Origin of the sequence: uncultured Streptococcus sp., from assembly GCF_963528215.1 — a bacterium.
Taxonomy (GTDB): Bacteria; Bacillota; Bacilli; order Lactobacillales; family Streptococcaceae; genus Streptococcus.
This window is the reverse complement of the sequence record NZ_CAURVL010000007.1, coordinates 69,493-91,490: the sequence shown is the minus strand read 5'-3', so window position 1 is coordinate 91,490 and position 21,998 is coordinate 69,493. Positions and strand designations below refer to the sequence as shown.

Sequence of the window (21,998 nt, the reverse complement as noted above, 5' to 3'; positions counted from 1 at the left end):
AGGAGAATATGACAGTATATAACATCAACTTAGGCATTGGCTGGGCCAGTAGCGGTGTGGAATACGCCCAAGCTTATCGGGCCCAGCTTCTGCGCAGAATCCAGCAGCCGGCTAAGTTTATCTTTATGGATATGATTTTAGCGGATAATATCCAGCATCTGACGGAAAATATCGGTTTTCTGGATGAGGAAGTTATCTGGCTCTATAACTACTTTACGGATATCAAGATTGCGCCGACGACTGTGACACTGGACCAAGTGCTGGCTCAAGTTGCCGGTCAGCCGGAGCGCTCGGAGAGAGAGGGCAAGATTGTTCGCTATTTCTATCCGCAGGATGATCAGTTTATCACTTGTTATCTGCGGCAGGAAGACCAGGACTTTGTGGAGCATGTAGAGTATGTCTCGCGGGGGAGATTGATTCGCAAGGATTATTTCTCCTATGTCCGCTATGCCAGTGAATACTTCGCGCCTCACAATGACGCCGCAACCCTCTACCAGCGCCGTTTCTACCATGAAGACGGCAGTGTGGCTTATGACATGCTGATAGAGGATGGTCAGGAAGAACTCTATCGTTTTCCAGACCGGATTTTCTATTCCAAGGCTGAGCTGGTTCGTTATTTTCTCCAGTGTTTGCAGCTGCATGTGGATGATGTAGTTATCTTGGATAGGGAGACAGGGATTGGTCAGGTTGTCTTTGAAGAGAGCCAGAAGGCTAAGCTGGGAGTAGTGGTCCATGCGGAGCATTTCAGTGAAAATGCCAGCAGCGACGACTACATTCTCTGGAACAATTTCTATGACTACCAGTTTACCAATGCTGACAAGGTGGACTTTTTCATCGTGGCAACTGAGGCTCAGAAAACGATTCTAGAGCAGCAGTTCCAGCATTACTCGGACAAGCGGCCCAAGATTGTCACAATACCGGTGGGCAGTCTTGGCCAGCTGACTTATCCCAAAGAGCCTCGCAAGCCTTTTTCTATGATTACGGCTTCGCGTCTCGCTACAGAAAAGCATATTGATTGGCTAGTGGCAGCGACCGTCCAAGCCCATGCCCAGCTGCCTGAGCTGACTCTGGATATTTACGGTAAGGGGGGCGAAGAGGAGAAGCTGCGCCGTAGGATTGAGGAAGCAGGAGCTCAAGACTACATTCGGCTTAAAGGGCATGCAGATTTGAGTCAGATTTATGCAGGCTATGAGCTTTATCTGACAGCTTCAACCAGTGAAGGCTTTGGTTTGACTCTCATGGAAGCGGTCGGATCGGGTCTGCCTCTCATCGGCTTTGATGTCCGCTATGGCAATCAGACTTTTATCGATGATGGTAAAAATGGCTATCTGCTGCCGGTCAGTTCCAATCAGGTCGAGGACCAGATTATTGCTGCTTTTGTGGAGAAAATAGTAGCTCTTTTTAGTCAAGGGCGCCAGCAGGAGATGAGCCAACGCTCTTATCAAGTGGCCGAGAATTATTTGACCAGCCGGGTTGAAGCGGCTTGGTCCCAGCTTTTAAAGGAGGTCAGAGATGATTCAGCTCTTTGATTATTACAATCAGGAAACCCAGGATCTGCATGATTCCCTCCTTGCAGCTGGCTATGACTGTCCGACCATTGTCATTGAGGCCAATGGCTTTCTGCCGGACGACATGATCTCCCCCTATACTTATTTTTTAGGGGATGAAGAGGGAGTAGACCACCCGCTCTTTTTCAATCAAGTGCCAGTGCCACCTTTCTGGGAAATCACAGGCGACCATCAGGCTGCGCGTGTCAGTGACATGGGAGAAGAAAGAGCGCGGATTCACTATGCCAGTCAGGCCAAGGGCCGGCTGGTCAAGCAGGTGGATTGGCTGGATAAAAAAGGCCAGCTGCGACTGAGTGAGCGCTATAATAAGCAAGGCCGCTGCTTTGCCAAAACAGCCTATAAATCTGCTCAGGAAGCCTTCAACACGACCTATTACAGCACAGACGGCCAGGAGCGCATCGTGGAGAATCACGCCACTGGTGACATCATACTGACTTTGGACCAAGAGCCCTTGCGAATTTTTAAAAGCCGAGTGGATTTTATCCGTTTCTTCTTGGAACGGCTAGACTTTGACTTGGATCACTTTCTCTTTAATTCGCTGGCCTATTCTTTCCTAGTTTCTCACAGCTTGACGGGTCGAGCTGGACAGGACATTCTCTTTTGGCAGGAGCCCCTGTATGACGAGCTTCCGGGCAATATGCAGCTGATTCTGGACAATAGTCAGCTGCGGGCGCAGACCATTGTCATTCCAGACTTGGCGACCTATGAAAAGGCCATGAGTTTGGCTGTAGCTGACCAGCAGCAGAAGTTCCTGCATCTAGGCTATCATTATGATTTCAAGCGGGACAACTTCCTACGAAAAGATGCTTTAATCCTGACCCACTCGGATCAGATTGAAGGCTTAGAGACCTTGGTTCAGGCCTTGCCGCAGGTGGTCTTTCGCATTGCTGCCCTTACGGAAATGTCGCCCAAGCTCTTGTCTATGCTGTCCTATAAGAATGTCGTTCTTTATCAAAATGCCAGTCTCAAGCAGATTGAGCAGCTCTACTTGGAATCAGACATCTATCTGGATATCAATCACGGCGGACAGGTTCTGCAGGCAGTGCGCAAGGCTTTTGAGAATAATCTCTTAATTCTAGGCTTTGAGCAGACCCTGCATGACAGACACTACATTGCCCAGCAGCATATTTTCGACAGCAGCCAGCCTGCTCAACTGGCATCAACTTTGGAAGAAGCCTTATCTGGTGTCGAGCAGATGCGGTCAGCCTTGCAAGCACAAGGCCGACATGCCAACGATGTGCCAGTCAGTCTTTATCAGGAGACTCTCCAAGGCGTACTAGGAGGTCAGCATGGCTAAAAAAGATTTATTTCATAAGGATATTGAGGGGCGGTTAGATGAGCTCAAGCATGGCAAGCCCAAGAAAGAAAAGGCCAGCTTGGGTGAAAATCTCAACAAGGCCTTTGTCATCGCCTTGGGCTTGATGATCTTGATTGGTTTGATTTTTACATTGATTGGAGCCTTGAGGAAATAAAATGCAAACAATATTGATTACACTTACCATTGTAGCAGCTCTTGTCTTGATTTTGCTGGTTGGTCTTCTTCCCAGAGAGAGCCAGCAATTTTACAGAGACACCAATACATCAATCGGCAAGTCAGGCTACTGGGAAACTCACTTCGCAAAGAAAATTCTAGTTCTTTTGGCAAGCCTTGCTCTGATTGTGCTTATGATTTTCTTTATGATTCAATCCCTTTAGTATCTGTTTAGGTAGCGAAGCTGTCCTGACGGCTGCCTAAATAAGAAAGACCCTCTATTGCAGACAATGGAGGGAATTTTTATAAGCAAATTTTTTATGTAAAGGTTTTAATTTCTGAAAGCACCTTGATATTTTTCTGAAAAGGAGTAAACTGGATATACTAGTGATGGAGGTTTGGTATGAAATTATACGTTCAGTTGATGATTATTTTTATGATTTCCCTCGTTGGAGAAGGGATTTCAAGTGTTTTCCACCTACCTGTCTCGGGTAGTATCATTGGCCTGGTCTTGCTGTTTTTGGCTCTGCAGTTCAAGCTCCTGCGCCTGCGTCATATCAGCATGGTTGGCAATTTTCTTTTGGCAAATATGACCATTCTTTTTCTGCCTCCTGCGGTTGGTATCATGGATAAATTTCAGGTCATTGCACCTTATCTGCTGCCAATTATTTTGATTGTTTTAGGAGCGATTGTGCTCAATGTCTGCGTGATTGCAGTTGTAGTGCAGCTGATTAAGACTCGTTTTGAAGGAGATTATGAGGAAGGAGACGCCAGTAATGTCTGATTTATGGAGCAACCCTCTCTTTGGCCTTGCCTTGTCTATCTTGGCCTATCTGTTCGGTTTATTGATTTTTCGGAGATTTCCTCATCCCTTAACAACTCCTTTGCTGATTGCAGCAGTTTTGGTCATTGCTTTTTTAAAATTAACCGGTATTTCCTACAAGGATTACTATGTCGGCGGCTCCTATTTAAACAACCTAATTGTGCCATCTACGGTTGCTTTGGGGATTCCGCTTTACAAGACTTTTCATTTGATGAAGCACCATGCACGCAGTATTTTGATTGGGACATTTGCGGCGGTTGTAGTCAATACTAGCTTTACTGCTCTGTTGGCTAAGTTTTTCGGCATGGATTTTTTTCTGGCTGTTTCTCTTTTTCCGAAATCTGTCACAACGGCAATGGCTGTCGGTATCACAGACAAGCTGCAAGGGCTTGCTACAGTGACATTAGTGGTGGTTGTTGCGACGGGCATTCTGACCAGTGTCTTGGGGCCAACGCTTCTTAAGCTCTTAAAAATCACAGATCCAGTAGCTATCGGTCTAGCTTTAGGGGGGACCGGCCATGCGGTAGGAACGGGAACCGCCTTTAAATACGGCCAGGTCGCAGGAGCTATGGCAGGACTTGCGATTGGCGTGACTGGGCTCATGTACGTTCTGGTCAGCCCCATCGTGGCAGCCATTATTCTGAAGTAAAAATAAACAAGGTTGAAACAAAATGCTTCAACCTTGTTTTGCTTATTGAAGATTTAGCTTCTTTTTCACGATGAAATAGATGGTAAAATAGAAACCAAAAACTTTCACGAGCTCAAAGACAATTTGGATAATCAGAGAGAGGTCTAGCATCATTTCAAAATCCGTAGCGGAGTAACTATAATCGTATGGAACAAATAGGCCATACGGATTGAAGAGACTAGGTAAGAAGATTGACAGGACCGCCAGAACACTCCAAATCAAAAATCCGAAAAGCACAGCCATCATAATCCGATTCTTCTTAAATAGCTGTCCGACTGAGATTGCTAGATAAAAGAAGAGGATACCAGAAAGGATTTGGAGGAGATTAAGGAAGCCGTATTTGACAATCCAAAGCCATAGATTTGGGATTTCGCCAATATATTTAAAAAAATCATTAAATGAATAGCCGGTAATAGGGAGGGCAATGCCAAAAATGACAAGGCCGCTAATAAACATGGTCAGCATACACAAGAGAGTCCAAACAAATGCGGAAAGAAGCTTAGACAGAAGAATCTGATGCGGCGTAACCGGCAAGGTCCAAGTCAGGTAGCCTTCTCGCCCAAAAACATTTTTATAAAACCGACGGATAATAATGATGGTATTGGACAGAAAGACAGCGCAGGATGCAGAAAACAGCAAGAGGAAGAGCAGATATAACGTGACGATGACACCACTAGTAGCCATTGGGTAGTCACTATATCGCTCCATGACCTCAGGTCTCAAGCTGCTGCCAGTTATAAATCCCATCAAGATAGATAGAGTGAGAAGAATGGCAAAGGTGATACAGTACCATTTGTAATTAGACTTAAAGTCGTATTTAAAGAGTTTTCCAAACATATAATGAAGACCTCCTAATAAAAGCGAAACTGGCTGCGGAAGAGATTATCAATGGATTGATTGTACTGTTGACGCAGCTGATTAGCATTTTCATGCAAAAGAATCTGACCTTGGTTAATCAGGATTACTTCATCCAAGATTGGCTCGATATCCGCAATCAAGTGGGTGGAAATGATGACAGAAGACTGAGGCGTGCGATTTTGGATGATGGTCTGCAGGATATAGTCACGAGCAGCCGGATCGACACCACCGATAGGCTCGTCTAGGATATACAGTTCCGCATGGCGGCTCATGACCAAAATGAGCTGCATTTTTTCCTTGTTTCCTTTTGAAAGGCTTCCGATGCGGACTTGAGGATCGATATGAAGATCCTTTAGAAGCTGCATGGCTTTCGCGCTGTCAAAATTATCATAAAAATCTTGGAAATATTTTACAGCTTCGATTACTTTAGAGCTGTCGCTCAGATAAGTCGTATCTGGCAGATAGGAAACGATTCTTTTCGTATCAGGAGAAGGTTCGACGCCTTTGAGATAAATATGGCCAGAGGTGGGCTGCAAGAGACCATTGATAAGCTTGATAATAGTTGTCTTGCCGCTGCCATTAGGACCTAGAAGTCCGATGATTCTGCCAGGCTGGATGTTTAAGCTCACATCGTACAGGGCGGGTGCGTCGCCATAATTTTTATGGACATGGTCAAGATAGACCAGAGGATACTGATTCATACATGTCTCCTTTACTTTGTTAAATTTATCATTATTATACCTTTTCCTAAGGAAAATGGCAAAGAAAGCCGGAAAGGGTGAATGGAATCTTTATGTTCAGTCAAACTCCTATTTCCCTCATTCAGTGAATTGCGGTATAATAGTTATAAGAAGAAGCAAAGCATGTTCAAGGAGAAAAATGTGGTGATACAACTTGATACCAAGACTGTTTACAGTTTTATGGATAGCTTGATCCCGATAAAGAAATATGTGCAGAAAGCCAAGGGGTTAGGATACAGTCATCTGGGCATGATGGATGTGGACAATCTCTATGGAGCCTATCATTTCTTAGAGGAAGCTGAATCTGCGGGACTGCAGCCACTTTTAGGCTTGGAGCTGAGTCTGATCAAGGCAGAGCAGGAGCTTCATCTCCGTCTGCTGGCCTTAGACAGTCAGGGCTATCGCAATCTGATGAAAGTCTCGACTCTCAAGATGATGGGACAAAAAAACTGGGAGGATTTCCAGCATCTCTTTAAGGGATTGGCTGTAATTGTTCCTGCTTTTGACGGAGTAGCAGATCTGGATTTGGGTTTGGATTTTTATGTTGGAGTTTTTCCAGCAACGCCCCAGCAGGAGTTTGGTCGGCCAACCCTGCCCCTGCATACCGTCCGATATTTTGACACGGGGGATTTGGAGACCTTGCAGATGCTCCGGGCTATTCGAGAAAATGCCAGCCTGCGGGAGATTGGCAGCCTCCCCAATCATGAGTTTTTGCTAGCACCAGATGCTCTGGCAGGAGCTTTTAAGGGAACTTTCCCAGAGAGTCTGGCTAACCTTGAGCAGCTAGTCCGTCATGTTCACTATGATATCAATAGGGAGCTGAAACTGCCACGCTTTAATCGAGAGCGGCCAGCCGTGGAAGAGTTAAGGGAGCGCTCCGAAGCTGGCTTAAAAAAACGTGGTCTAACAGGTAAACTTTATCAGGAACGACTGGACCAGGAGCTGGATGTCATTCATCAGATGGGCTTTGATGATTATTTTCTCATTGTCTGGGATTTGCTGCGCTTTGGTCGCAGTCAGGGCTATTATATGGGCATGGGCCGAGGATCAGCTGTCGGCAGTCTAGTGGCCTATGCTTTGGAGATTACTGGGATTGATCCAGTCAAGAATAACCTGCTCTTTGAGCGCTTTCTAAATCTAGAGCGCTATACCATGCCCGATATTGATATCGATATTCCTGATGTTTACCGGCCGGAGTTTATCCGCTATGTTCGGGACCGCTATGGCAGTATGCATGCGGCTCAGATTGTGACCTACTCGACCTTTGGAGCCAAGCAAGCCATCCGTGATGTTTTCAAGCGCTTCGGTCTGCCAGAGTATGAGCTAACCAATATCACCAAGAAAATCCGCTTCGGCGATAGTCTGACCTCTGCTTATGAGAAAAATATGGCCTTTCGCCAGATTATTAATAGCAAGCTAGAGTACCAAAAGGCCTTTGATATTGCTAAAAAAATCGAAGGTCATCCCCGTCAGACTTCTATCCACGCAGCCGGCGTTGTGATGAGCGACAATGACCTAACTGATCAGATACCTCTCAAATATGGCGAGGACATGTATATCACTCAGTATGATGCTCACGGAGTCGAGAGCAACGGTCTGCTTAAGATGGACTTTTTGGGCTTGCGCAATCTAACCTTTGTCCAGCGGATGAAAGAAGCAACCCTGAAAAAATATGAGATAGATATTGAGATTGCAGAGATTGACTTGGAGGATGCAGACACTCTGAAACTCTTTGCGGCTGGCCAGACCAAGGGGATTTTCCAGTTTGAGCAGCCGGGTGCAATCAGCCTGCTTAAGCGGGTTCAGCCGGTTCGCTTTGAGGAAGTAGTAGCCACAACCTCTCTCAATCGTCCTGGAGCCAGTGATTATATCGATAATTTTGTCAAAAGAAAGCATGGACTGGAGCAGGTGGAGTTGATTGATGACAGTTTGGCTGATATTCTAGCTCCGACTTACGGTATCATGCTCTACCAAGAGCAGGTCATGCAGGTGGCCCAGCGCTTTGGTGGCTTTAGTCTGGGGAAAGCCGATATTTTACGGCGGGCCATGGGAAAGAAGAGTGCTGCTGAAATGCACCGCATGCAGGAGGACTTTGTTGCAGGTGCTCTCAAGTTAGGTCACTCGGAAACTAAAGCCAAGGAAGTCTTTGCTATTATGGAGAAGTTTGCTGGTTATGGCTTTAACCGCAGCCACGCCTATGCCTACTCAGCTCTGGCCTTTCAGTTGGCTTACTTCAAGGCTCATTATCCAGATGTTTTCTTTGATGTCATGCTCAATTATTCTAGCAATGACTATATCACCGATGCCCTGAGTTTTGACTTTGAAACAGCACCCCTCAGTATCAACAATATTCCCTATCATGATAAGTTTCAGGATAAGAAGATTTTTTTGGGCCTGAAAAATATCAAGGGCCTGCCTAGGGATTTGGCCTACTGGATTATCGAAGAGCGACAAAATGCCGCCTTTACTGGGGTGGAAGACTTTATTCTGCGCCTGCCTCAGAATTACCATAAGATTCCGCTGCTGACTCCTCTGATCCAGCTGGGGCTCTTTGACAGTTTTGAGAAAAATCGCCAAAAAATTCTAGCCAATCTTCCTAATCTGTTTGTATTTGCGGATGAACTGGGCAGTCTCTTTGCGGATACGACTTATTCTTGGACAGAGGCTCAGGATTTCAGCGATGCCGAAAAGTTTGAGCTGGAACAGAGCATTATCGGTGTGGGGCTTAGCGATCACCCCTTGGTTAAACTGGCCAAAGAAGCGGATCAGCCCTTTAGCTGGATTAGTGAGCTGACAGAAAATAGCAGAGCCAGGATTCTGGCTCAAGTCCAGACTATCAAGACTATCCGGACTAAAAAGGGCGAGAATATGGCCTTCTTGCAGGTTTCAGATACCAAGAAAAAGCTGGATGTTACACTCTTCCCTGATACCTATCGCCAGCTGGGTGAACGCATTAAGGAGAAGGGGATTTACTACTTGAGCGGCAAGGTGCAGGAGCGGGATGGTCGTTTACAGTTGGTCTTGGCAGACATAGAGGAGGCCACCACTGAACGCTTCTGGATAAAACTTGCGGGCCATGAACATGATCGGGAAATATCTCATGTTTTGCAGAAATACCCCGGCAATATTCCGGTTGTCCTGCGCTACGAAGATGAGAAGCGAACCATATCTGCACCTCATTTCCGAGTGGAGAAATCAGAGCAGCTGCAAGAGGAATTGAAGAATTATACTATGAAAACGATTTTTCGTTAAAAAATATGGAAAATAAGAGAATTTTCATGATGATTGTGGTATAATCTATAAGAATGTTAAAAAGAAAAAGGAGCAAAAAGCGAAATGAAACGTATTGCTGTTTTGACTAGTGGTGGTGATGCCCCTGGTATGAATGCTGCCATCCGTGCGGTTGTTCGTAAAGCAATTTCCGAAGGAATGGAAGTTTACGGTATTTATGATGGTTACGCTGGAATGGTAGCTGGCGAGATTTACCCACTCGATGCGACATCAGTTGGTGACATTATTTCTCGCGGTGGAACTTTCCTTCACTCTGCTCGTTACCCTGAGTTTGCCCAAGTTGAAGGGCAGCTGAAAGGGATTGAGCAGCTTAAAAAACATGGAATCGAAGGTGTCGTTGTTATCGGTGGAGATGGATCTTACCACGGTGCGATGCGCTTGACAGAGCATGGCTTCCCAGCTGTCGGTGTTCCAGGAACCATTGACAATGATATCGTCGGAACAGACTTCACTATCGGTTTTGATACAGCTGTTACTACAGCTATGGATGCGATTGACAAGATTCGGGATACCTCATCCAGTCACCGCCGTACTTTCGTTATCGAAGTAATGGGACGTAATGCTGGTGATATTGCTCTTTGGGCAGGTATTGCATCTGGTGCGGATGAAATCATCGTTCCTGAAGAAGGTTTCAAAATCGAAGAAGTTGTTGAAAGCATTAAGAGTGGCTATGCCAAGGGTAAGAAACACAACATCATCGTCTTGGCTGAGGGTGTTATGTCAGCGGATGAATTTGCTGAAAAGCTGAAAGAAGCTGGAGATATGAGCGATTTGCGTGTCACAGAGCTCGGCCATATCCAGCGTGGAGGCTCACCAACTGCGCGTGACCGTGTTCTTGCATCTCGTATGGGAGCACATGCTGTTAAACTTCTTAAAGAAGGTATCGGCGGAGTTGCTGTTGGAATCCGCAATGAGCAGATGGTTGAAAGCCCAATCTTGGGAACTGCTGAAGAAGGAGCACTCTTTAGCTTGACTGCTGAAGGTAAGATTGTCGTCAATAATCCGCACAAGGCTGATCTGGGCTTGGCTGATTTGAACCGCAGCATCAATATTTAATTATTATTTGTTATTCAGGCCAAGAGGCCAAATAGAAGAAGGAGTTTCATACAATCATGAATAAACGTGTAAAAATCGTTGCAACATTAGGTCCTGCGGTAGAAATCCGCGGTGGTAAAAAATTCGGCGATGACGGATATTGGGGAGAAAAGCTGGATGTTGAAGCATCAGCTCAAAACATTGCTAAGCTGATTGAAGCTGGTGCAAACACATTCCGTTTCAACTTCTCACACGGTGACCATGCTGAGCAAGGAGAGCGCATGGCAACTGTTAAGCGTGCAGAAGAAATTGCCGGTCAAAAAGTTGGTTTCCTTCTTGATACAAAAGGACCAGAAATTCGTACAGAATTGTTCGAAGGCGATGCAAAAGAGTATTCATACAAAACTGGTGAAAAAATCCGTGTTGCTACTAAGCAAGGTATCAAATCTACTCGTGAAGTAATTGCTTTGAACGTTGCTGGCGGCTTGGACATCTACGATGATGTTGAAGTTGGTCGTCAAGTATTGGTTGACGATGGTAAACTTGGTCTTCGTGTTGTCGCTAAAGATGATGCTAGTCGTGAATTTGAAGTAGAAGTTGAAAATGACGGCATCATTGCTAAGCAAAAAGGTGTGAACATTCCTAACACTAAGATTCCTTTCCCAGCACTTGCTGAGCGTGACAATGACGATATCCGCTTCGGTCTTGAGCAAGGAATCAACTTCATCGCGATTTCATTTGTACGTACTGCAAAAGACGTCAACGAAGTTCGTGCAATCTGTGAAGAAACTGGTAATGGACACGTTCAATTGTTCGCGAAAATCGAAAACCAACAAGGTATCGATAACTTGGACGAAATCATTGAAGCTGCTGACGGTATCATGATTGCCCGTGGTGACATGGGTATCGAAGTACCATTCGAAATGGTTCCAGTTTACCAAAAAATGATCATCACTAAAGTTAATGCTGCAGGTAAAGTTGTTATCACTGCAACAAACATGCTTGAAACAATGACTGAAAAACCACGTGCAACTCGTTCAGAAGTATCAGACGTATTTAACGCTGTTATCGACGGAACTGATGCAACTATGCTTTCAGGTGAGTCTGCAAATGGTAAATACCCACTTGAGTCAGTAACAACAATGGCTACTATCGATAAGAATGCTCAAACCCTTCTTAACGAATATGGCCGCTTGACAACTGATAACTTTGAGCGTAACTCTAAGACTGAAGTTATGGCTTCAGCAGTTAAAGATGCTACAAACTCAATGGATATCAAGTTGGTAGTTACCCTTACTAAGACTGGTCACACAGCTCGTTTGATTTCTAAATACCGTCCAAATGCTGATATCTTGGCTATCACTTTTGACGAATTGACTCAACGCGGTCTTATGCTGAACTGGGGTGTAATTCCAGTGACTACAAACACTCCATCTAACACAGATGATATGTTTGACATCGCTGAAAAGATTGCGGTTGAGCAAGGCTTGGTTGAATCTGGTGATGATATCGTTATCGTTGCTGGTGTGCCACTTGGTGAAGCTGTTCGTACCAACACAATGCGTATCCGTACAGTACGTTAATAAGAATTTAAAAACCTTGCTATATCAACGTTTCAGCGTTGTTGGCAAGGTTTTTATTTTTTATAAGGGGCAAGCAAGGGGCAAAAATCTATTTTCGGTCATTGGCAATTGTGTCTAAAATATTCTCTATATTGGATTTCATGCTCTTTGTTACATGTGTATAGATTTGCATGGTAGTATTAGAGTCTTTATGCCCGACTCTTGCCATAATAGCTTTTACTGGTACGTTTCTTTCAGCAAGCATGCTGATTAGTGTGTGCCTAAAGATGTGGGAGCTGAGGGGCTTATTAATCGGCTTATCCAATCTCTGATTTGCTTTCTGCAGGGTGATGTTAAAAGCGTTTCTTTGAATTGGCTTCCCATGATTGTTGAGGAAGATATAATCTGTATCAGAGAGTTTAGGGTTCGTACTAGCGGCTAGTTCGTTTAGTTTGATAAACTCGTCAATGATCTCGATTTCACGGTTAGTCAAGTTAGTCGTGCGGTAACTTGATATAGTTTTCGTCAGTTCTTTCTTGGCGTTTCTGTCAATACTGTCTAGTGTGCCGTGTATATCAAGCTCTCTGCTTTCTTTGCGGTAATTGTGTCTTTCGATAGCTACAGCTTCACCAATGCGGCAGCCATTCAAAGACATAAATTCAGCCAATAGTCCGGCTCTGTATGTTCTAGTGCTTTTATATAACTCTTTCAAGAGCAAATTTAGTTCTTCCGGCTCTAGATATTTCTCTGTGACCGACTGCATATTTTCCAGCGTCAATACACGTTTAGGAAGAGTAGTAGCCCTGGCAGGATTGTCAGTTATGATCCTTAGCTCTTGAGCATAATCAAACACTCCGTTTAAGACAACTTTGATATGGTTTAGTTGAGAAGCTGTGTAGTCAGAATTAGCAATATATCTCTTAATATAAGCGACATCGATATTGCGGATAGGAACATTAGGCGCAAAGTTGTTGGATAGTCTTTTGTATGCTGGTTTACGAGCACGGACACTAGACCGTCTGACTTCTTTTTGGTAAAATGTCCACCATTCTTCCAGGACATCGGCAAACAGCCTGTCTGATGTCGTAAGCTTCTGGAGAACATTCTCAATCTTTTCATCTAAAATCTTCTGAGCTTCTTTTTTTGCTCGGCTAGAGCCACTATCTAGTGTAACTGAGACTCTGCGCCATTTTTCTGTATATGGATCTTTATATCTCTCGAAAAATTTATATTTTCCGTTTTCTAATTTCTCTATCCACATTGTTTTTTCTCCTCATTTTTGGTAAAATGAGTACAAGAAAACGACCTTTTGAATGGTTGTTTCTTATACGGGATTTCCCTACATTCAAGCTTGCCGGCCGAGAATGTGGGGATTTTTTTATTTTTCTAACAAAATTTCTATCTTCTGTTTCAAATCTTCCAGCTCAATCATTTCACTATTGGCTGTGCTGATGTAATAGTCTATGTCTTGTTTGGCTTCTCTTTTTCCACCAGGATGTCCATACTGGTTTAAGTAATCAATCATCCGCTTATAAAAAGCGATACTATCTCGCAGATAATTTTCTTTCATCCTGTAGTAATCTATCTCAGATCTAGTCTTGTCCCAAGTCGGGAAGTCAATATCTAAGTTAGTAGGAAAGCCTTTAAAAGAGTGAATCTCCCACAGCGTGGCATATTTATCATAAAATTCTTGCCCGGCGGCTGTAAGTTTTGTTTTTTCGCCCAAATCTTCTAGATATCCCTCGACCTTGAGCTTTCGGGTTACCTTTTCAGCATTAAGATTATACTGGCTAAAGAAGTATTTGGGGATTGCTGTAGATGACTTACGCCCTTGCTTAGTCTTCCCCCACCAAACGAGCAGCAACCACTCTCTAAGCTTGTGACCGTCGCCTGTCTTAAAACTGTCATTGTAAGCCGGCAAATCAAAACTGCGGCCGAAATAATCTACTAGACTAGGACGAGTGATCAAAATATCGTAATAGTCTTCAGAGAAGCTAGATTTACCTCTCACAACCAAATCAACCCTTGCACTATTTTTCTTTCCAAATAGAGCGCTAAAAATCCCCATAATTTGAACCTCCTAAAGACCTCCGGCAAACTTCAGATACTCGCCTTGTATCATGAGTTCGTCTGCGGTCGTTTTTAAATTATATTTTTTAGCAAAGTTAGACCAGTTAAATGCTGCTGGGTCATCATAGCTGGCCAGCTCTTCCTGGACCAGATGGCGGATCATGAAACGATTGGCTTCATTCTCACAGCGCATAGCAGAGTGACGATAGATAGAGCCGATATGCTCTAAGTGTCCTAATTCGTGTAGCAATACTCTGTGGCGTTCTGCAGAAGACAAGGAGCTGTTCAAGAAAATAGTCCTTGTCTCTGCGTCATAGAAACCACGTCCTGCCCATTGGTCTGGGTTAAAAGTATAAAGTGATACCTCATACTGCTCCAACAGTTCTTTTTCTTTATCCATAATCTCCCTCACCTAAACTTATTTCTTGCTATTGAGGTAGCCCTCTATGATGCCTTTGATTGCTCTCTTGTCGTCATCGGACAATGGCTTGCCGTCAAACAGCATGATGCGGCCGTCCAAGTCGTCAAGTTCTATTTCATGATCTGGAGCTTTTTCTCCTGCAATAGCAGGGTTATCTGTCCGACCTAGTAGGTAGTCAGTAGATACTCCGAAATAGTCTGCGATTTCTTGAAGACGGTCAGATTTTAAAGTTTTTTCTTTTAGTGAATAAAAATAATTTACACTATAACCTAAGTCTTCGGCGACTTTTTGTAGATTTATGTGTCGCTTATAGGATAGTTCTTTTATTTTTTCAAGTGTAGAAAACATTGTCACAAAGCCTTTCTTGGGCATGACAAAAAATATTTTATAAAAAAGTGTTATTTTCTGTTGACAAAAATAATACTCTAGTGTAAAATAGTTTTTGTAAGTTAAAGATTTAGTAAAAAACCTTGTAAAAACTTATCTAAAAATTAAATAGCTTTGGCGAGCGCATTGAATTGATAGATATAACGTTTTATCAAGCCTTTTAATCATGCTTACATTTTACACCTTAGTGTAAAATCTGTCAAGCGATATAACAAAATAATTTACTATTTCTTTAACTTTCTAATTAAGAAAGGAGAAAACATGAGTCAACAACACCAAAAATGGATTGAGTTGGTAAAGCAGCGACTCAATGAAAAAGGTTGGAGTCAATCGGACCTCGCAACAGTCATCGGTGTAACACCGGCCGCAATCAATCGGTTGCTCAAAGAGGGGCACGGAAGCGACGGCCTAAAGCTTGAAATCACTAAAAAGCTATCTATCTCTGATAGTTGGACCGTCTTTGAAGAAAGGTAGAGGAGAAGATGCCGCAGGTAAAGATAAAAGAAATCATCTACACGCCAGCCGGCGGGACGGAAGAAGCGACAGGCGGAGATTATGATCATCTAATGCAAAGGTGGCAAGGGCTAACACTTCCGACGGCAAAACAATTTGTCAAAGAAATGCGAGAAAACCCAGAATTTGAGCAATATGTCTTCAACCCAACGCATAAGCTGATGTTTGTAGACTATGATGGTTTCCGCAAGTTCTGGAAGTGGAAGCAACTCAACCGCTACCGTGCCAAAAAAATAAGCCTTGCCGAGATAGAGTCGGACAAGGCACTAGCGAAGCGATTAGGCTTCTAAAAAGTATTTGCTTAATTATATAACACAACGAGGAGAAAAAACAATGGAACCAACATTAGGAAGTCAAATCATGGGAGTTGCTTTGATTGCAACTATCGCATTCGTTGCTGGCTGGTACGGCAATAGAATGGACGCTCGTAAGCGTGCAAAAAAAGAGCGTCTGGAGCGCATGCAAACCGAACTGATGGAACAGTATCACGAAGACTTGGAGCTGTACCACATGGAACAACGACAAGCGGAAATTGCTGCTTTGGCAATGGCTAGAAAAGGTATCACGCCAGCGTTTGAATATTAGGAGGGGAAAATAATGAAAAAAGGAATTAAATTATCAGTGGTAGGACTAACAGCTGTAGCAGGCTTGCTAATCAGCACAAATGTATTGGCAAGTGAAGTTGCTAAGGACGGAAACCAAATTCAGGTCACAGAACCTGAAATCACATACAATACAGAAGCTTCTGAAACGTATGTGAATAAGGAATTGACATATCACACAGAAATCCCTGATGAGATTGACATTGAGGAAGGCGATACACTTACTTATACATTGCCTGAACAGCTTCAATGGACTACCACACAGGAGTTTGATGTGACTAGCCCAGAAGGTGAAGTGGTAGGACGTGCTGTAGCCTCAAATGACTCACAGAATGTAACTACTACTTTCAACGGGTACTTTAAAGAGCACCCACTTAACAAACAATTTGACATGACACTTTCAACTATGTGGAAGAAGGAAGTTGTTAAAGAAGGACAAAAATATGACCTAAGCTTTAATGGCACAGTAGTTCAGCAGGCAGAGGTTAAGCCTCAAGGCAAGGCAAATCCTACTGAGATTGTGGCTAAATGGGGCTGGCAAGACAAAGATGATCCTTCACTTATCCAGTGGGGCGGACGTGTAAACTTTGTGAAGCATGACCTTCATGATGTGAACGTATCTGACACCTGGGACGATAACAATGAATATGTAGAAGGCTCAATGCGTCTGTTTGAATTGTCTTCAGCAGAGCCCTGGGTAGGGATTAGAGAAATTCCTCTAACAGAGGCTAATGTGCAATTCTACAAGAATGGGTTCAAGTTCAACCTGCCACATGTGACTAACATCGTGAGCGTGGAATACAAAACACGCCTGAAGAATAAGCTCCAGAACCCTGTGAATGTGTTACGCTTCACAGCAAGCGGCCAGGAGTATAGCTTTGAGCGTGAGATTGTGGTTGCAAATGCCAAGGGTTCAGCTAAGGGAACTATCCGCCCTTATTCTTGGGACGTCCCGCCAGCTCCAGTGTATGACATTCCAGAGTACACAGGAGACGCTGTTCCGTTAGACCCACCTGTGCATGAGAAACCAAAACTTGACATCTCAGGTATTCCAGAAATGCCTCCTGCTCCTGTTCATGAGCTTCCAGAATGGCAAGGAGGTACCACACCGTTAGACCCTCCTACAGTTGACAAGCCTGAGTGGAATGGAGGAGTAGTGCCAAACGATCCGCCTGTGTTAGACTTGCCCGAGTTGGTTATTCCAGAAGAGCCTAAATCGCTCGAAAAAGAGCCGCCCGCTCCAAGTACTAAGGAAGAACCTAAAAACGCAGTAGGGAGCAAATTAGAGACCTCTCCGAACGAGCTGCCGAAGACCGGAGAGGTCAGCAATGTCTTTCTGTCAATCTTCGGTATCTCCTTGCTAATCAGCGGAGCGATGATTTGGCACGATAACAAGAAAAAGTAAGGAGGGGATTGAAATAGCAAATCCAAAAAATAGGCGCTTCTATTGGTTGCAGCTGTCCGAGGAGTTCTTCAAATCGAAAGAAATGAAGCTCCTTCGACGGCTTCCAGGAGGCGAAGAACACACGATCATCTATCTCAAACTCATGCTAGCAAGTCTGCAAGACAACGGAAATATCTATTTTGAGGGTTTGGCTGACAGTCTGGCAGAAGAAATGGCTCTTATCATCGACGAAGACGCTGAAGCGGTCAGAATGACACTGATGTTCCTTGAGCAAAAAAAGCTATTGACGACATCAGACAATTTTGCCTATAAACTGGAACAAGTACCAGAGATGATAGGCAGCGAAACCGCAAGCACCCGTAGGTCTCGCAAGTATCGAAGCACACAAAAAGCGTTGCAATGCAACGCTAATGCAACAAAGTGCAACGGAGATATAGATATAGATATAGATATAGAGGCAGAGGTAGAGGTAGAGAAAGAAAAAAAGAATGAAATTCCAACCACTACCCCCCTTGGTGAATTTAATCAACTAATTTTAGAAAATTTTGGGAAACAGCCGTCTCCTTTACAAGTTGATGAAATGCGCTACTTGGTTGAAGAACACAAAATGGAGGTCTTGCGCTTGGCAGTCAAGGAAGCCGTAGACAATGGCAAGCCATACTTCGCTTACTTGAACGGCATCCTTAATTGCTGGAAGCATGAGGGACTAACAACAGCAGAGCTTGTCCGCAATCGTGTGAAACCTCGTGGCAAGTCTGGCAAAATCACTATGCTAGACGACGGATACGATCCAAAACTAGGTATTTAGTATGGCAGAAGAAGTTAGAAGTATTAAAGACCTAAGAGCAGCCTACTACGCTAACACGCATGCCATTGACAAGCGATGTCAAAAACACCCAACCGTTTTGATGATACGGACTAAAAACCCATGCACCGGAAATGTATTAGAGTTCTGCCCGGAATGCGGACAAGAGCTGATTAACAGGGATATTGCCAAAGCAGGGGCAGAAGCGGAAGCACAAATCAGAAATTTTAAAAGCTATGCAGTATTTGAGAGAGAGTCAATTGTATCTCCGAAAATCGCAAAAGAAACAATCGGAAGTTATGAAATCCACACAGAGCAAGACGCAGAAGCAGTGAACTTCGTCAAACGATTTGCGACCGACTATTTCAAAGGACGCTATGAGGGGAATGTAATTTTACAAGGCCCTCCAGGCGTCGGGAAAAGTCACCTTGCTTTAGGCATGGCAAAGTCGCTCAATGAGGGCTTTCAAAAAATCGGAGAAAAGAAATCAGTGGTCTATATGCCAGTATCTGAACTTTTTATGCGAATGAAAGAAGCCTTTAACCTCAAAGGTGCGAAGTGGGAAGAACGGGCGACAATCAAATTCTTGCAAGATGTTGATTTCTTGGTATTAGACGACCTTGGCAAAGAGTCAAACGTTGGGAACTCTATCAGAGAGGGCAGCAGTTGGGCGCAGTCAGTTTTATATCGGCTGCTTGAGGGAAGAACAAAAACGATTATTACAACTAATTACGCAGGGGAGCAACTAAAGCAATTGTATGAGCCTAGTTTGCTAGACCGCATACTTGCCGGAAAGGACAATGTATTTAGATTTAAGACAGATACAGAAAGCAGGAGGAGGATATGAAAAAAAGACAAAGTGTCTTGAAACCAGAAATGAGCAATTTTGAAATGGTGGCAGTATTTAGTGACAAATACTACGAGCTGTCAGACATGCTTGTAAATAGGCTGATGAAAGCAAGTGGTGATGTCTGCTATTGGAAACTGCGAGAAATGGAAAGCCTGCATCAAGCCGGCGGAATATTTACTTGGGAGGTAGGGCTATGACAATACCAGAACTTGAAACAGCGTTGCTGTATCATATCACACCTAACGAGCGTAAACGCCTGAAGTGGTATAAGCGACATGATGTAGTGAAGTTTGTTAAGGAATTAGGAAAACTTTGGCGAAAATACAAGGGAGAAGAAAATGAATAAATTACACAAACGAATTTTACAAGCCATTCCTGTAGGAAGTGATCGGCCGAGACCACGGCGGGAAATTGAACAAATGCTCGGCCTGAGCAAGCGCTCTGTAGAAAAAGCTATCGAGCGATTGATCTATCGAGATGGTATTCCTATCGTGGCAATCAAACAAGCCGGGCATAATGGCTATTATCTGCCAAGGAATGAAGAAGAGCGCCAGGAAGGTCTGCAGGCTTACAAAGGTCAAATAAGAACTTCACAACGCCGAGTATCAAAAGTTGAGTCGGTCGACTTGGTGAAGTTCCACCAGGCGCTAAAGGAGGGAGTCTATGCTCGAACCGTTTGACTATGACAAGTGGCTGACGACAGAACCAGAGCAACCAGAGCCAAAAGAAGAATGTTTTATCTTCTCAGGTGGCCAATGGCTATATATCGGAGACGACTTATAGCTCATATATACCTAGAAAGCCACAGAATGGCGCACAATCGATTTTAACCTATCGAGAGTATAATTGTGCCAATAAAACAATAAAATTGATTAGAAGCGAAAATATAAGCAAAAACTACAAACGTAGAACAAGGAGTAACAACATGACAAATGAAATTTCAACTCAAAAAGGCGGCTATTTGACCGACCTACAGCAACTGGACGGAAAGACCTTGCGAGACTTTGTCGATCCAAAACATCAAGCAAGTCCGCAGGAATTACAGACCTTACTTGCCATCGTGAAAAACCGCAATCTTAATCCATTCACGAAAGAAGTTTACTTTATCAAATACGGCAACAATCCGGCTCAGATTGTAGTATCAAAAGACGCTTTCATGAAGCGGGCAGAGGAAAACGTACAATTTGACGGCTTTGAAGCTGGGATTGTGATTGAAACACCAGACGGTGAAATCAAGCAGATTGAGGGGACAATCAAACCAAAATCAGCTACTCTGCTGGGTGGTTGGTGCAAGGTGTATCGCAAAGACCGGTCACGTCCTATCTCTGCAGACGCAGACCTTGTCGCATACAACACAGGAAAATCCATGTGGGCTAAAGCGCCTGGTCTGATGATCCGTAAAGTAGCCGTCGTATCAGCTTTTCGTGAAGCATTTAGCGAAAATGTTGGTGGACTGTACACTAGCGACGAAATGGAACAAGCAGCGCCTATCGATGTGACACCGCAAGAAACACAAGAAGAAGTCCGAGCACGTAAGATGCAAGAAATCGAGCAGATGAAGCAAGACGAAGAAGAACGCAACCGTGAAGCCGAATTGCAAAAAGCTTTTGAAGAAGCGGAAGCTCGAACAGAAGCAGAAGCAGAACAAATCGAATTGCCTTTTATCTAAAACGAGGAGTGAAGAATGAAAGAAGCAGAAAAAATCAATCAACTAGACAATATTAAAATTACTTTCGAACCGGCCAAGGTCGCATTTAGCGACTTTGCGGCCTTTGAAGCAGGAATTGAGCAAGCTATTGCTCGATATGGAACATTTGACCTTGAGGTCAACTCGATTGAAGAAGTAAAGCAAGCTCGGACAGACTTGAATAAGTTAAGCAAGAACCTAGAAGATCGACGCAAAGAAATCAAAGGTGCAATCAATGAGCCTTATGCTGAATTTGAAAAAGCGTACAAAGCGCCTTACAGCAAACTAAAAGGCTTGATTGACGAACTCAAGCGTCAAATTGACGGATATGAAGAAAACCAAAAGGCGCTACGGAAAGACACAGTCCGCAAGTGGTTCGCTGAAAAAGCAGCAGAGGGCAATCTCAATCCAGAAGTCTTTGAGCAATACTTGGACGAGTACACGAAAGCTACACAATTCAAGAAAGATAGCTTTACGCTCTTAAAGAAAACAGAAACAGAGCTTGAAGCTATCGTTATGGACGAGTTGAACAAGCAAAACCAGAAAGACCAAGACATAGCAGCTATTAGTGCTCAATGTGCTAACAACGGTCTAGGGCCTGCAACGTATATCAGAGCTTACGAAAGCGGCTTGACGCTTGCAGAAGTGCTGAACAACATTAACAAAGACATTGAGTCTGCAAAACTCTTTAAACAGCAACAGGAAGCGAAAGCAAAAGCCGAAGAAGAACGCAAAGCAGAAATTGAGCGATTAGCTCAAGAAAATGCGCAAGCTCATATCAAGGCATACGACGCTGACACGGGCGAGATAATCGAGGGCGGTGCAAACACCCTCGGACAAGAAAAAAATGCAGAACAGGCGAAAACAGACGGCAATACGGCTAAGTATGTGACGACTATCAAGTTCTGGCTGGATTTAGAGCAAGCAAATGCGTTTAAAGAGTGGCTAGATACTCATGATATCGAATTTGAAACAGTTGAGGGGATGAAGAAAGCATGATCCAAGTAAAAGTATTTAGAGAAAATGCTATCAATGGCTTGGAATGGGATATAAATCACTTTTTCAGGAAAAATCCCGAGGTTGAACTGATTGATATTAAATTCCAAAATGCTATAGCTGAAACAAAGTACGGCTTTGAAGAACGGTGTGCAGCTATGGTTATTTACAAAGAAACTGAAAAATAAACAAAACAACGTGCCGTGAACCACGTAAAAAGCGAACT

General features: G+C 43.8%; 27 protein-coding genes. 21 read left to right on the top strand and 6 right to left on the bottom strand.

Going from position 1 to position 21,998, the window contains the following annotated elements; all coding sequences use genetic code 11:
* The first annotated feature begins 8 nt into the window (after nucleotides 1–8).
* The 6 genes from gtfA to RWS24_RS04700 all read left to right on the top strand — a co-directional run bounded on the left by gtfA (nucleotide 9) and on the right by RWS24_RS04700 (nucleotide 4,511).
* On the top strand, nucleotides 9–1,529 hold the full coding sequence (gene gtfA / locus RWS24_RS04725; protein ID WP_314365904.1) for an accessory Sec system glycosyltransferase GtfA: 1,521 nt from the start codon (nucleotides 9–11) through the stop codon (nucleotides 1,527–1,529).
* Entirely contained in the window at nucleotides 1,513–2,865 is a 1,353-nt protein-coding gene (gene gtfB, locus RWS24_RS04720; protein WP_314365902.1) for an accessory Sec system glycosylation chaperone GtfB, read from the top strand. Before gtfA ends, gtfB begins: the two co-directional genes overlap by 17 nt.
* The gene (gene asp4, locus RWS24_RS04715) at nucleotides 2,858–3,040 is read left to right on the top strand and encodes an accessory secretory system protein Asp4 (protein ID WP_002897858.1); all 183 of its coding nucleotides are present in this window, start codon (nucleotides 2,858–2,860) and stop codon (nucleotides 3,038–3,040) included. The genes gtfB and asp4 overlap by 8 nt, the downstream gene beginning before the upstream one ends.
* A 1-nt stretch (nucleotide 3,041) precedes the next feature.
* Nucleotides 3,042–3,263, top strand: a complete 222-nt coding sequence (locus RWS24_RS04710) for an accessory secretory protein Asp5 (protein WP_002929966.1) — start codon at nucleotides 3,042–3,044, stop codon at nucleotides 3,261–3,263.
* Nucleotides 3,264–3,442: 179 nt separating this feature from the next.
* Nucleotides 3,443–3,823: a CidA/LrgA family protein gene (locus RWS24_RS04705; RefSeq protein ID WP_314365898.1), complete on the top strand. Its 381-nt coding sequence runs from the start codon at nucleotides 3,443–3,445 to the stop codon at nucleotides 3,821–3,823.
* A complete protein-coding gene (locus RWS24_RS04700) occupies nucleotides 3,816–4,511 on the top strand; it encodes an LrgB family protein (RefSeq protein WP_002897855.1) in 696 nt (231 codons plus the stop codon). Before RWS24_RS04705 ends, RWS24_RS04700 begins: the two co-directional genes overlap by 8 nt.
* Nucleotides 4,512–4,553: 42 nt before the next feature.
* Here the strand turns inward: RWS24_RS04700 and RWS24_RS04695 are convergent, their stop codons facing one another.
* Complete coding sequence (locus tag RWS24_RS04695) at nucleotides 4,554–5,387, bottom strand: lantibiotic ABC transporter permease (RefSeq protein ID WP_268689989.1); 834 nt, start codon at nucleotides 5,385–5,387, stop codon at nucleotides 4,554–4,556.
* 14 nt (nucleotides 5,388–5,401) lie between these two features.
* A complete protein-coding gene (locus RWS24_RS04690) occupies nucleotides 5,402–6,109 on the bottom strand; it encodes an ABC transporter ATP-binding protein (protein WP_125341666.1) in 708 nt (235 codons plus the stop codon).
* Between the two features lie 180 nt (nucleotides 6,110–6,289).
* On the opposite strand from RWS24_RS04690, the gene RWS24_RS04685 reads away from it, so the two are divergent.
* The 3 genes from RWS24_RS04685 (at nucleotide 6,290) to pyk (ending at nucleotide 12,057) form a co-directional block, all read left to right on the top strand.
* Nucleotides 6,290–9,400, top strand: a complete 3,111-nt coding sequence (locus RWS24_RS04685) for a DNA polymerase III subunit alpha (protein WP_314365894.1) — start codon at nucleotides 6,290–6,292, stop codon at nucleotides 9,398–9,400.
* A gap of 84 nt (nucleotides 9,401–9,484) precedes the next feature.
* A complete protein-coding gene (gene pfkA, locus RWS24_RS04680; RefSeq protein WP_295345747.1) occupies nucleotides 9,485–10,495 on the top strand; it encodes a 6-phosphofructokinase in 1,011 nt (336 codons plus the stop codon).
* Between the two features lie 56 nt (nucleotides 10,496–10,551).
* The gene (pyk, locus tag RWS24_RS04675; RefSeq protein WP_314365892.1) at nucleotides 10,552–12,057 is read left to right on the top strand and encodes a pyruvate kinase; all 1,506 of its coding nucleotides are present in this window, start codon (nucleotides 10,552–10,554) and stop codon (nucleotides 12,055–12,057) included.
* A gap of 88 nt (nucleotides 12,058–12,145) precedes the next feature.
* Here the strand turns inward: pyk and RWS24_RS04670 are convergent, their stop codons facing one another.
* The 4 genes from RWS24_RS04670 to RWS24_RS04655 form a co-directional block, all read right to left on the bottom strand.
* Entirely contained in the window at nucleotides 12,146–13,297 is a 1,152-nt protein-coding gene (locus tag RWS24_RS04670; RefSeq protein ID WP_314365890.1) for a site-specific integrase, read from the bottom strand.
* Nucleotides 13,298–13,414: 117 nt separating this feature from the next.
* Entirely contained in the window at nucleotides 13,415–14,104 is a 690-nt protein-coding gene (locus tag RWS24_RS04665) for a hypothetical protein (protein WP_314365889.1), read from the bottom strand.
* A 12-nt stretch (nucleotides 14,105–14,116) separates the two neighbouring features.
* A complete protein-coding gene (locus RWS24_RS04660; protein ID WP_314365887.1) occupies nucleotides 14,117–14,506 on the bottom strand; it encodes an ImmA/IrrE family metallo-endopeptidase in 390 nt (129 codons plus the stop codon).
* An 18-nt stretch (nucleotides 14,507–14,524) separates the two neighbouring features.
* Nucleotides 14,525–14,875 carry a helix-turn-helix transcriptional regulator gene (locus RWS24_RS04655; RefSeq protein ID WP_314365916.1) on the bottom strand — a complete coding sequence of 117 codons (351 nt, stop codon included), beginning with the start codon at nucleotides 14,873–14,875 and terminating at the stop codon, nucleotides 14,525–14,527.
* Nucleotides 14,876–15,175: 300 nt separating this feature from the next.
* Here RWS24_RS04655 and RWS24_RS04650 point away from each other — a divergent pair, with 300 nt between their 5' ends.
* From RWS24_RS04650 to RWS24_RS04595, 12 genes are all read left to right on the top strand, one after another.
* On the top strand, nucleotides 15,176–15,388 hold the full coding sequence (locus RWS24_RS04650; RefSeq protein ID WP_314365884.1) for a helix-turn-helix transcriptional regulator: 213 nt from the start codon (nucleotides 15,176–15,178) through the stop codon (nucleotides 15,386–15,388).
* Between the two features lie 8 nt (nucleotides 15,389–15,396).
* Nucleotides 15,397–15,717, top strand: a complete 321-nt coding sequence (locus RWS24_RS04645; RefSeq protein WP_314365881.1) for an excisionase — start codon at nucleotides 15,397–15,399, stop codon at nucleotides 15,715–15,717.
* A gap of 43 nt (nucleotides 15,718–15,760) precedes the next feature.
* Nucleotides 15,761–16,012 (top strand): hypothetical protein, encoded by a 252-nt coding sequence (locus tag RWS24_RS04640; RefSeq protein WP_314365880.1) that lies wholly within the window; start codon nucleotides 15,761–15,763, stop codon nucleotides 16,010–16,012.
* A gap of 36 nt (nucleotides 16,013–16,048) precedes the next feature.
* Entirely contained in the window at nucleotides 16,049–17,434 is a 1,386-nt protein-coding gene (locus RWS24_RS04635) for an SIALI-17 repeat-containing surface protein (RefSeq protein WP_314365879.1), read from the top strand.
* Between the two features lie 46 nt (nucleotides 17,435–17,480).
* Nucleotides 17,481–18,242 carry a phage replisome organizer N-terminal domain-containing protein gene (locus RWS24_RS04630; RefSeq protein WP_314365878.1) on the top strand — a complete coding sequence of 254 codons (762 nt, stop codon included), beginning with the start codon at nucleotides 17,481–17,483 and terminating at the stop codon, nucleotides 18,240–18,242.
* Nucleotide 18,243: 1 nt separating this feature from the next.
* Nucleotides 18,244–19,086, top strand: coding sequence for an ATP-binding protein (locus tag RWS24_RS04625; protein WP_314365877.1), 843 nt, complete (start codon nucleotides 18,244–18,246; stop codon nucleotides 19,084–19,086).
* Nucleotides 19,083–19,286 carry a hypothetical protein gene (locus RWS24_RS04620; RefSeq protein ID WP_314365876.1) on the top strand — a complete coding sequence of 68 codons (204 nt, stop codon included), beginning with the start codon at nucleotides 19,083–19,085 and terminating at the stop codon, nucleotides 19,284–19,286. The genes RWS24_RS04625 and RWS24_RS04620 overlap by 4 nt, the downstream gene beginning before the upstream one ends.
* Nucleotides 19,283–19,435 (top strand): hypothetical protein, encoded by a 153-nt coding sequence (locus tag RWS24_RS04615; protein WP_314365873.1) that lies wholly within the window; start codon nucleotides 19,283–19,285, stop codon nucleotides 19,433–19,435. Before RWS24_RS04620 ends, RWS24_RS04615 begins: the two co-directional genes overlap by 4 nt.
* A 73-nt stretch (nucleotides 19,436–19,508) precedes the next feature.
* On the top strand, nucleotides 19,509–19,769 hold the full coding sequence (locus RWS24_RS04610; protein ID WP_314365872.1) for a hypothetical protein: 261 nt from the start codon (nucleotides 19,509–19,511) through the stop codon (nucleotides 19,767–19,769).
* 245 nt (nucleotides 19,770–20,014) lie between these two features.
* Nucleotides 20,015–20,758 (top strand): phage recombination protein Bet, encoded by a 744-nt coding sequence (gene bet, locus RWS24_RS04605; RefSeq protein WP_314365870.1) that lies wholly within the window; start codon nucleotides 20,015–20,017, stop codon nucleotides 20,756–20,758.
* A 15-nt stretch (nucleotides 20,759–20,773) separates the two neighbouring features.
* Nucleotides 20,774–21,775, top strand: a complete 1,002-nt coding sequence (locus tag RWS24_RS04600) for a DUF1351 domain-containing protein (RefSeq protein WP_314365868.1) — start codon at nucleotides 20,774–20,776, stop codon at nucleotides 21,773–21,775.
* Entirely contained in the window at nucleotides 21,772–21,960 is a 189-nt protein-coding gene (locus RWS24_RS04595) for a sporulation protein Cse60 (RefSeq protein WP_314365866.1), read from the top strand. The genes RWS24_RS04600 and RWS24_RS04595 overlap by 4 nt, the downstream gene beginning before the upstream one ends.
* The last annotated feature ends 38 nt before the right edge of the window (nucleotides 21,961–21,998 follow it).

Excerpts from the sequence above, each read along its gene's own strand:
- gtfA (WP_314365904.1), top strand. The coding sequence starts at position 9 with ATGACAGTATATAACATCAACTTAGGCATTGGCTGGGCCAGTAGCGGT.
- gtfB (WP_314365902.1), top strand. The coding sequence starts at position 1,513 with ATGATTCAGCTCTTTGATTATTACAATCAGGAAACCCAGGATCTGCAT.
- asp4 (WP_002897858.1), top strand. The coding sequence starts at position 2,858 with ATGGCTAAAAAAGATTTATTTCATAAGGATATTGAGGGGCGGTTAGAT.
- RWS24_RS04710 (WP_002929966.1), top strand. The coding sequence starts at position 3,042 with ATGCAAACAATATTGATTACACTTACCATTGTAGCAGCTCTTGTCTTG.
- RWS24_RS04705 (WP_314365898.1), top strand. The coding sequence starts at position 3,443 with ATGAAATTATACGTTCAGTTGATGATTATTTTTATGATTTCCCTCGTT.
- RWS24_RS04700 (WP_002897855.1), top strand. The coding sequence starts at position 3,816 with ATGTCTGATTTATGGAGCAACCCTCTCTTTGGCCTTGCCTTGTCTATC.
- RWS24_RS04695 (WP_268689989.1), bottom strand. The coding sequence starts at position 5,387 with ATGTTTGGAAAACTCTTTAAATACGACTTTAAGTCTAATTACAAATGG.
- RWS24_RS04690 (WP_125341666.1), bottom strand. The coding sequence starts at position 6,109 with ATGAATCAGTATCCTCTGGTCTATCTTGACCATGTCCATAAAAATTAT.
- pfkA (WP_295345747.1), top strand. The coding sequence starts at position 9,485 with ATGAAACGTATTGCTGTTTTGACTAGTGGTGGTGATGCCCCTGGTATG.
- pyk (WP_314365892.1), top strand. The coding sequence starts at position 10,552 with ATGAATAAACGTGTAAAAATCGTTGCAACATTAGGTCCTGCGGTAGAA.
- RWS24_RS04670 (WP_314365890.1), bottom strand. The coding sequence starts at position 13,297 with ATGTGGATAGAGAAATTAGAAAACGGAAAATATAAATTTTTCGAGAGA.
- RWS24_RS04665 (WP_314365889.1), bottom strand. The coding sequence starts at position 14,104 with ATGGGGATTTTTAGCGCTCTATTTGGAAAGAAAAATAGTGCAAGGGTT.
- RWS24_RS04660 (WP_314365887.1), bottom strand. The coding sequence starts at position 14,506 with ATGGATAAAGAAAAAGAACTGTTGGAGCAGTATGAGGTATCACTTTAT.
- RWS24_RS04655 (WP_314365916.1), bottom strand. The coding sequence starts at position 14,875 with ATGTTTTCTACACTTGAAAAAATAAAAGAACTATCCTATAAGCGACAC.
- RWS24_RS04650 (WP_314365884.1), top strand. The coding sequence starts at position 15,176 with ATGAGTCAACAACACCAAAAATGGATTGAGTTGGTAAAGCAGCGACTC.
- RWS24_RS04645 (WP_314365881.1), top strand. The coding sequence starts at position 15,397 with ATGCCGCAGGTAAAGATAAAAGAAATCATCTACACGCCAGCCGGCGGG.
- RWS24_RS04640 (WP_314365880.1), top strand. The coding sequence starts at position 15,761 with ATGGAACCAACATTAGGAAGTCAAATCATGGGAGTTGCTTTGATTGCA.
- RWS24_RS04625 (WP_314365877.1), top strand. The coding sequence starts at position 18,244 with ATGGCAGAAGAAGTTAGAAGTATTAAAGACCTAAGAGCAGCCTACTAC.
- RWS24_RS04620 (WP_314365876.1), top strand. The coding sequence starts at position 19,083 with ATGAAAAAAAGACAAAGTGTCTTGAAACCAGAAATGAGCAATTTTGAA.
- RWS24_RS04615 (WP_314365873.1), top strand. The coding sequence starts at position 19,283 with ATGACAATACCAGAACTTGAAACAGCGTTGCTGTATCATATCACACCT.
- RWS24_RS04610 (WP_314365872.1), top strand. The coding sequence starts at position 19,509 with ATGCTCGGCCTGAGCAAGCGCTCTGTAGAAAAAGCTATCGAGCGATTG.
- bet (WP_314365870.1), top strand. The coding sequence starts at position 20,015 with ATGACAAATGAAATTTCAACTCAAAAAGGCGGCTATTTGACCGACCTA.
- RWS24_RS04600 (WP_314365868.1), top strand. The coding sequence starts at position 20,774 with ATGAAAGAAGCAGAAAAAATCAATCAACTAGACAATATTAAAATTACT.
- RWS24_RS04595 (WP_314365866.1), top strand. The coding sequence starts at position 21,772 with ATGATCCAAGTAAAAGTATTTAGAGAAAATGCTATCAATGGCTTGGAA.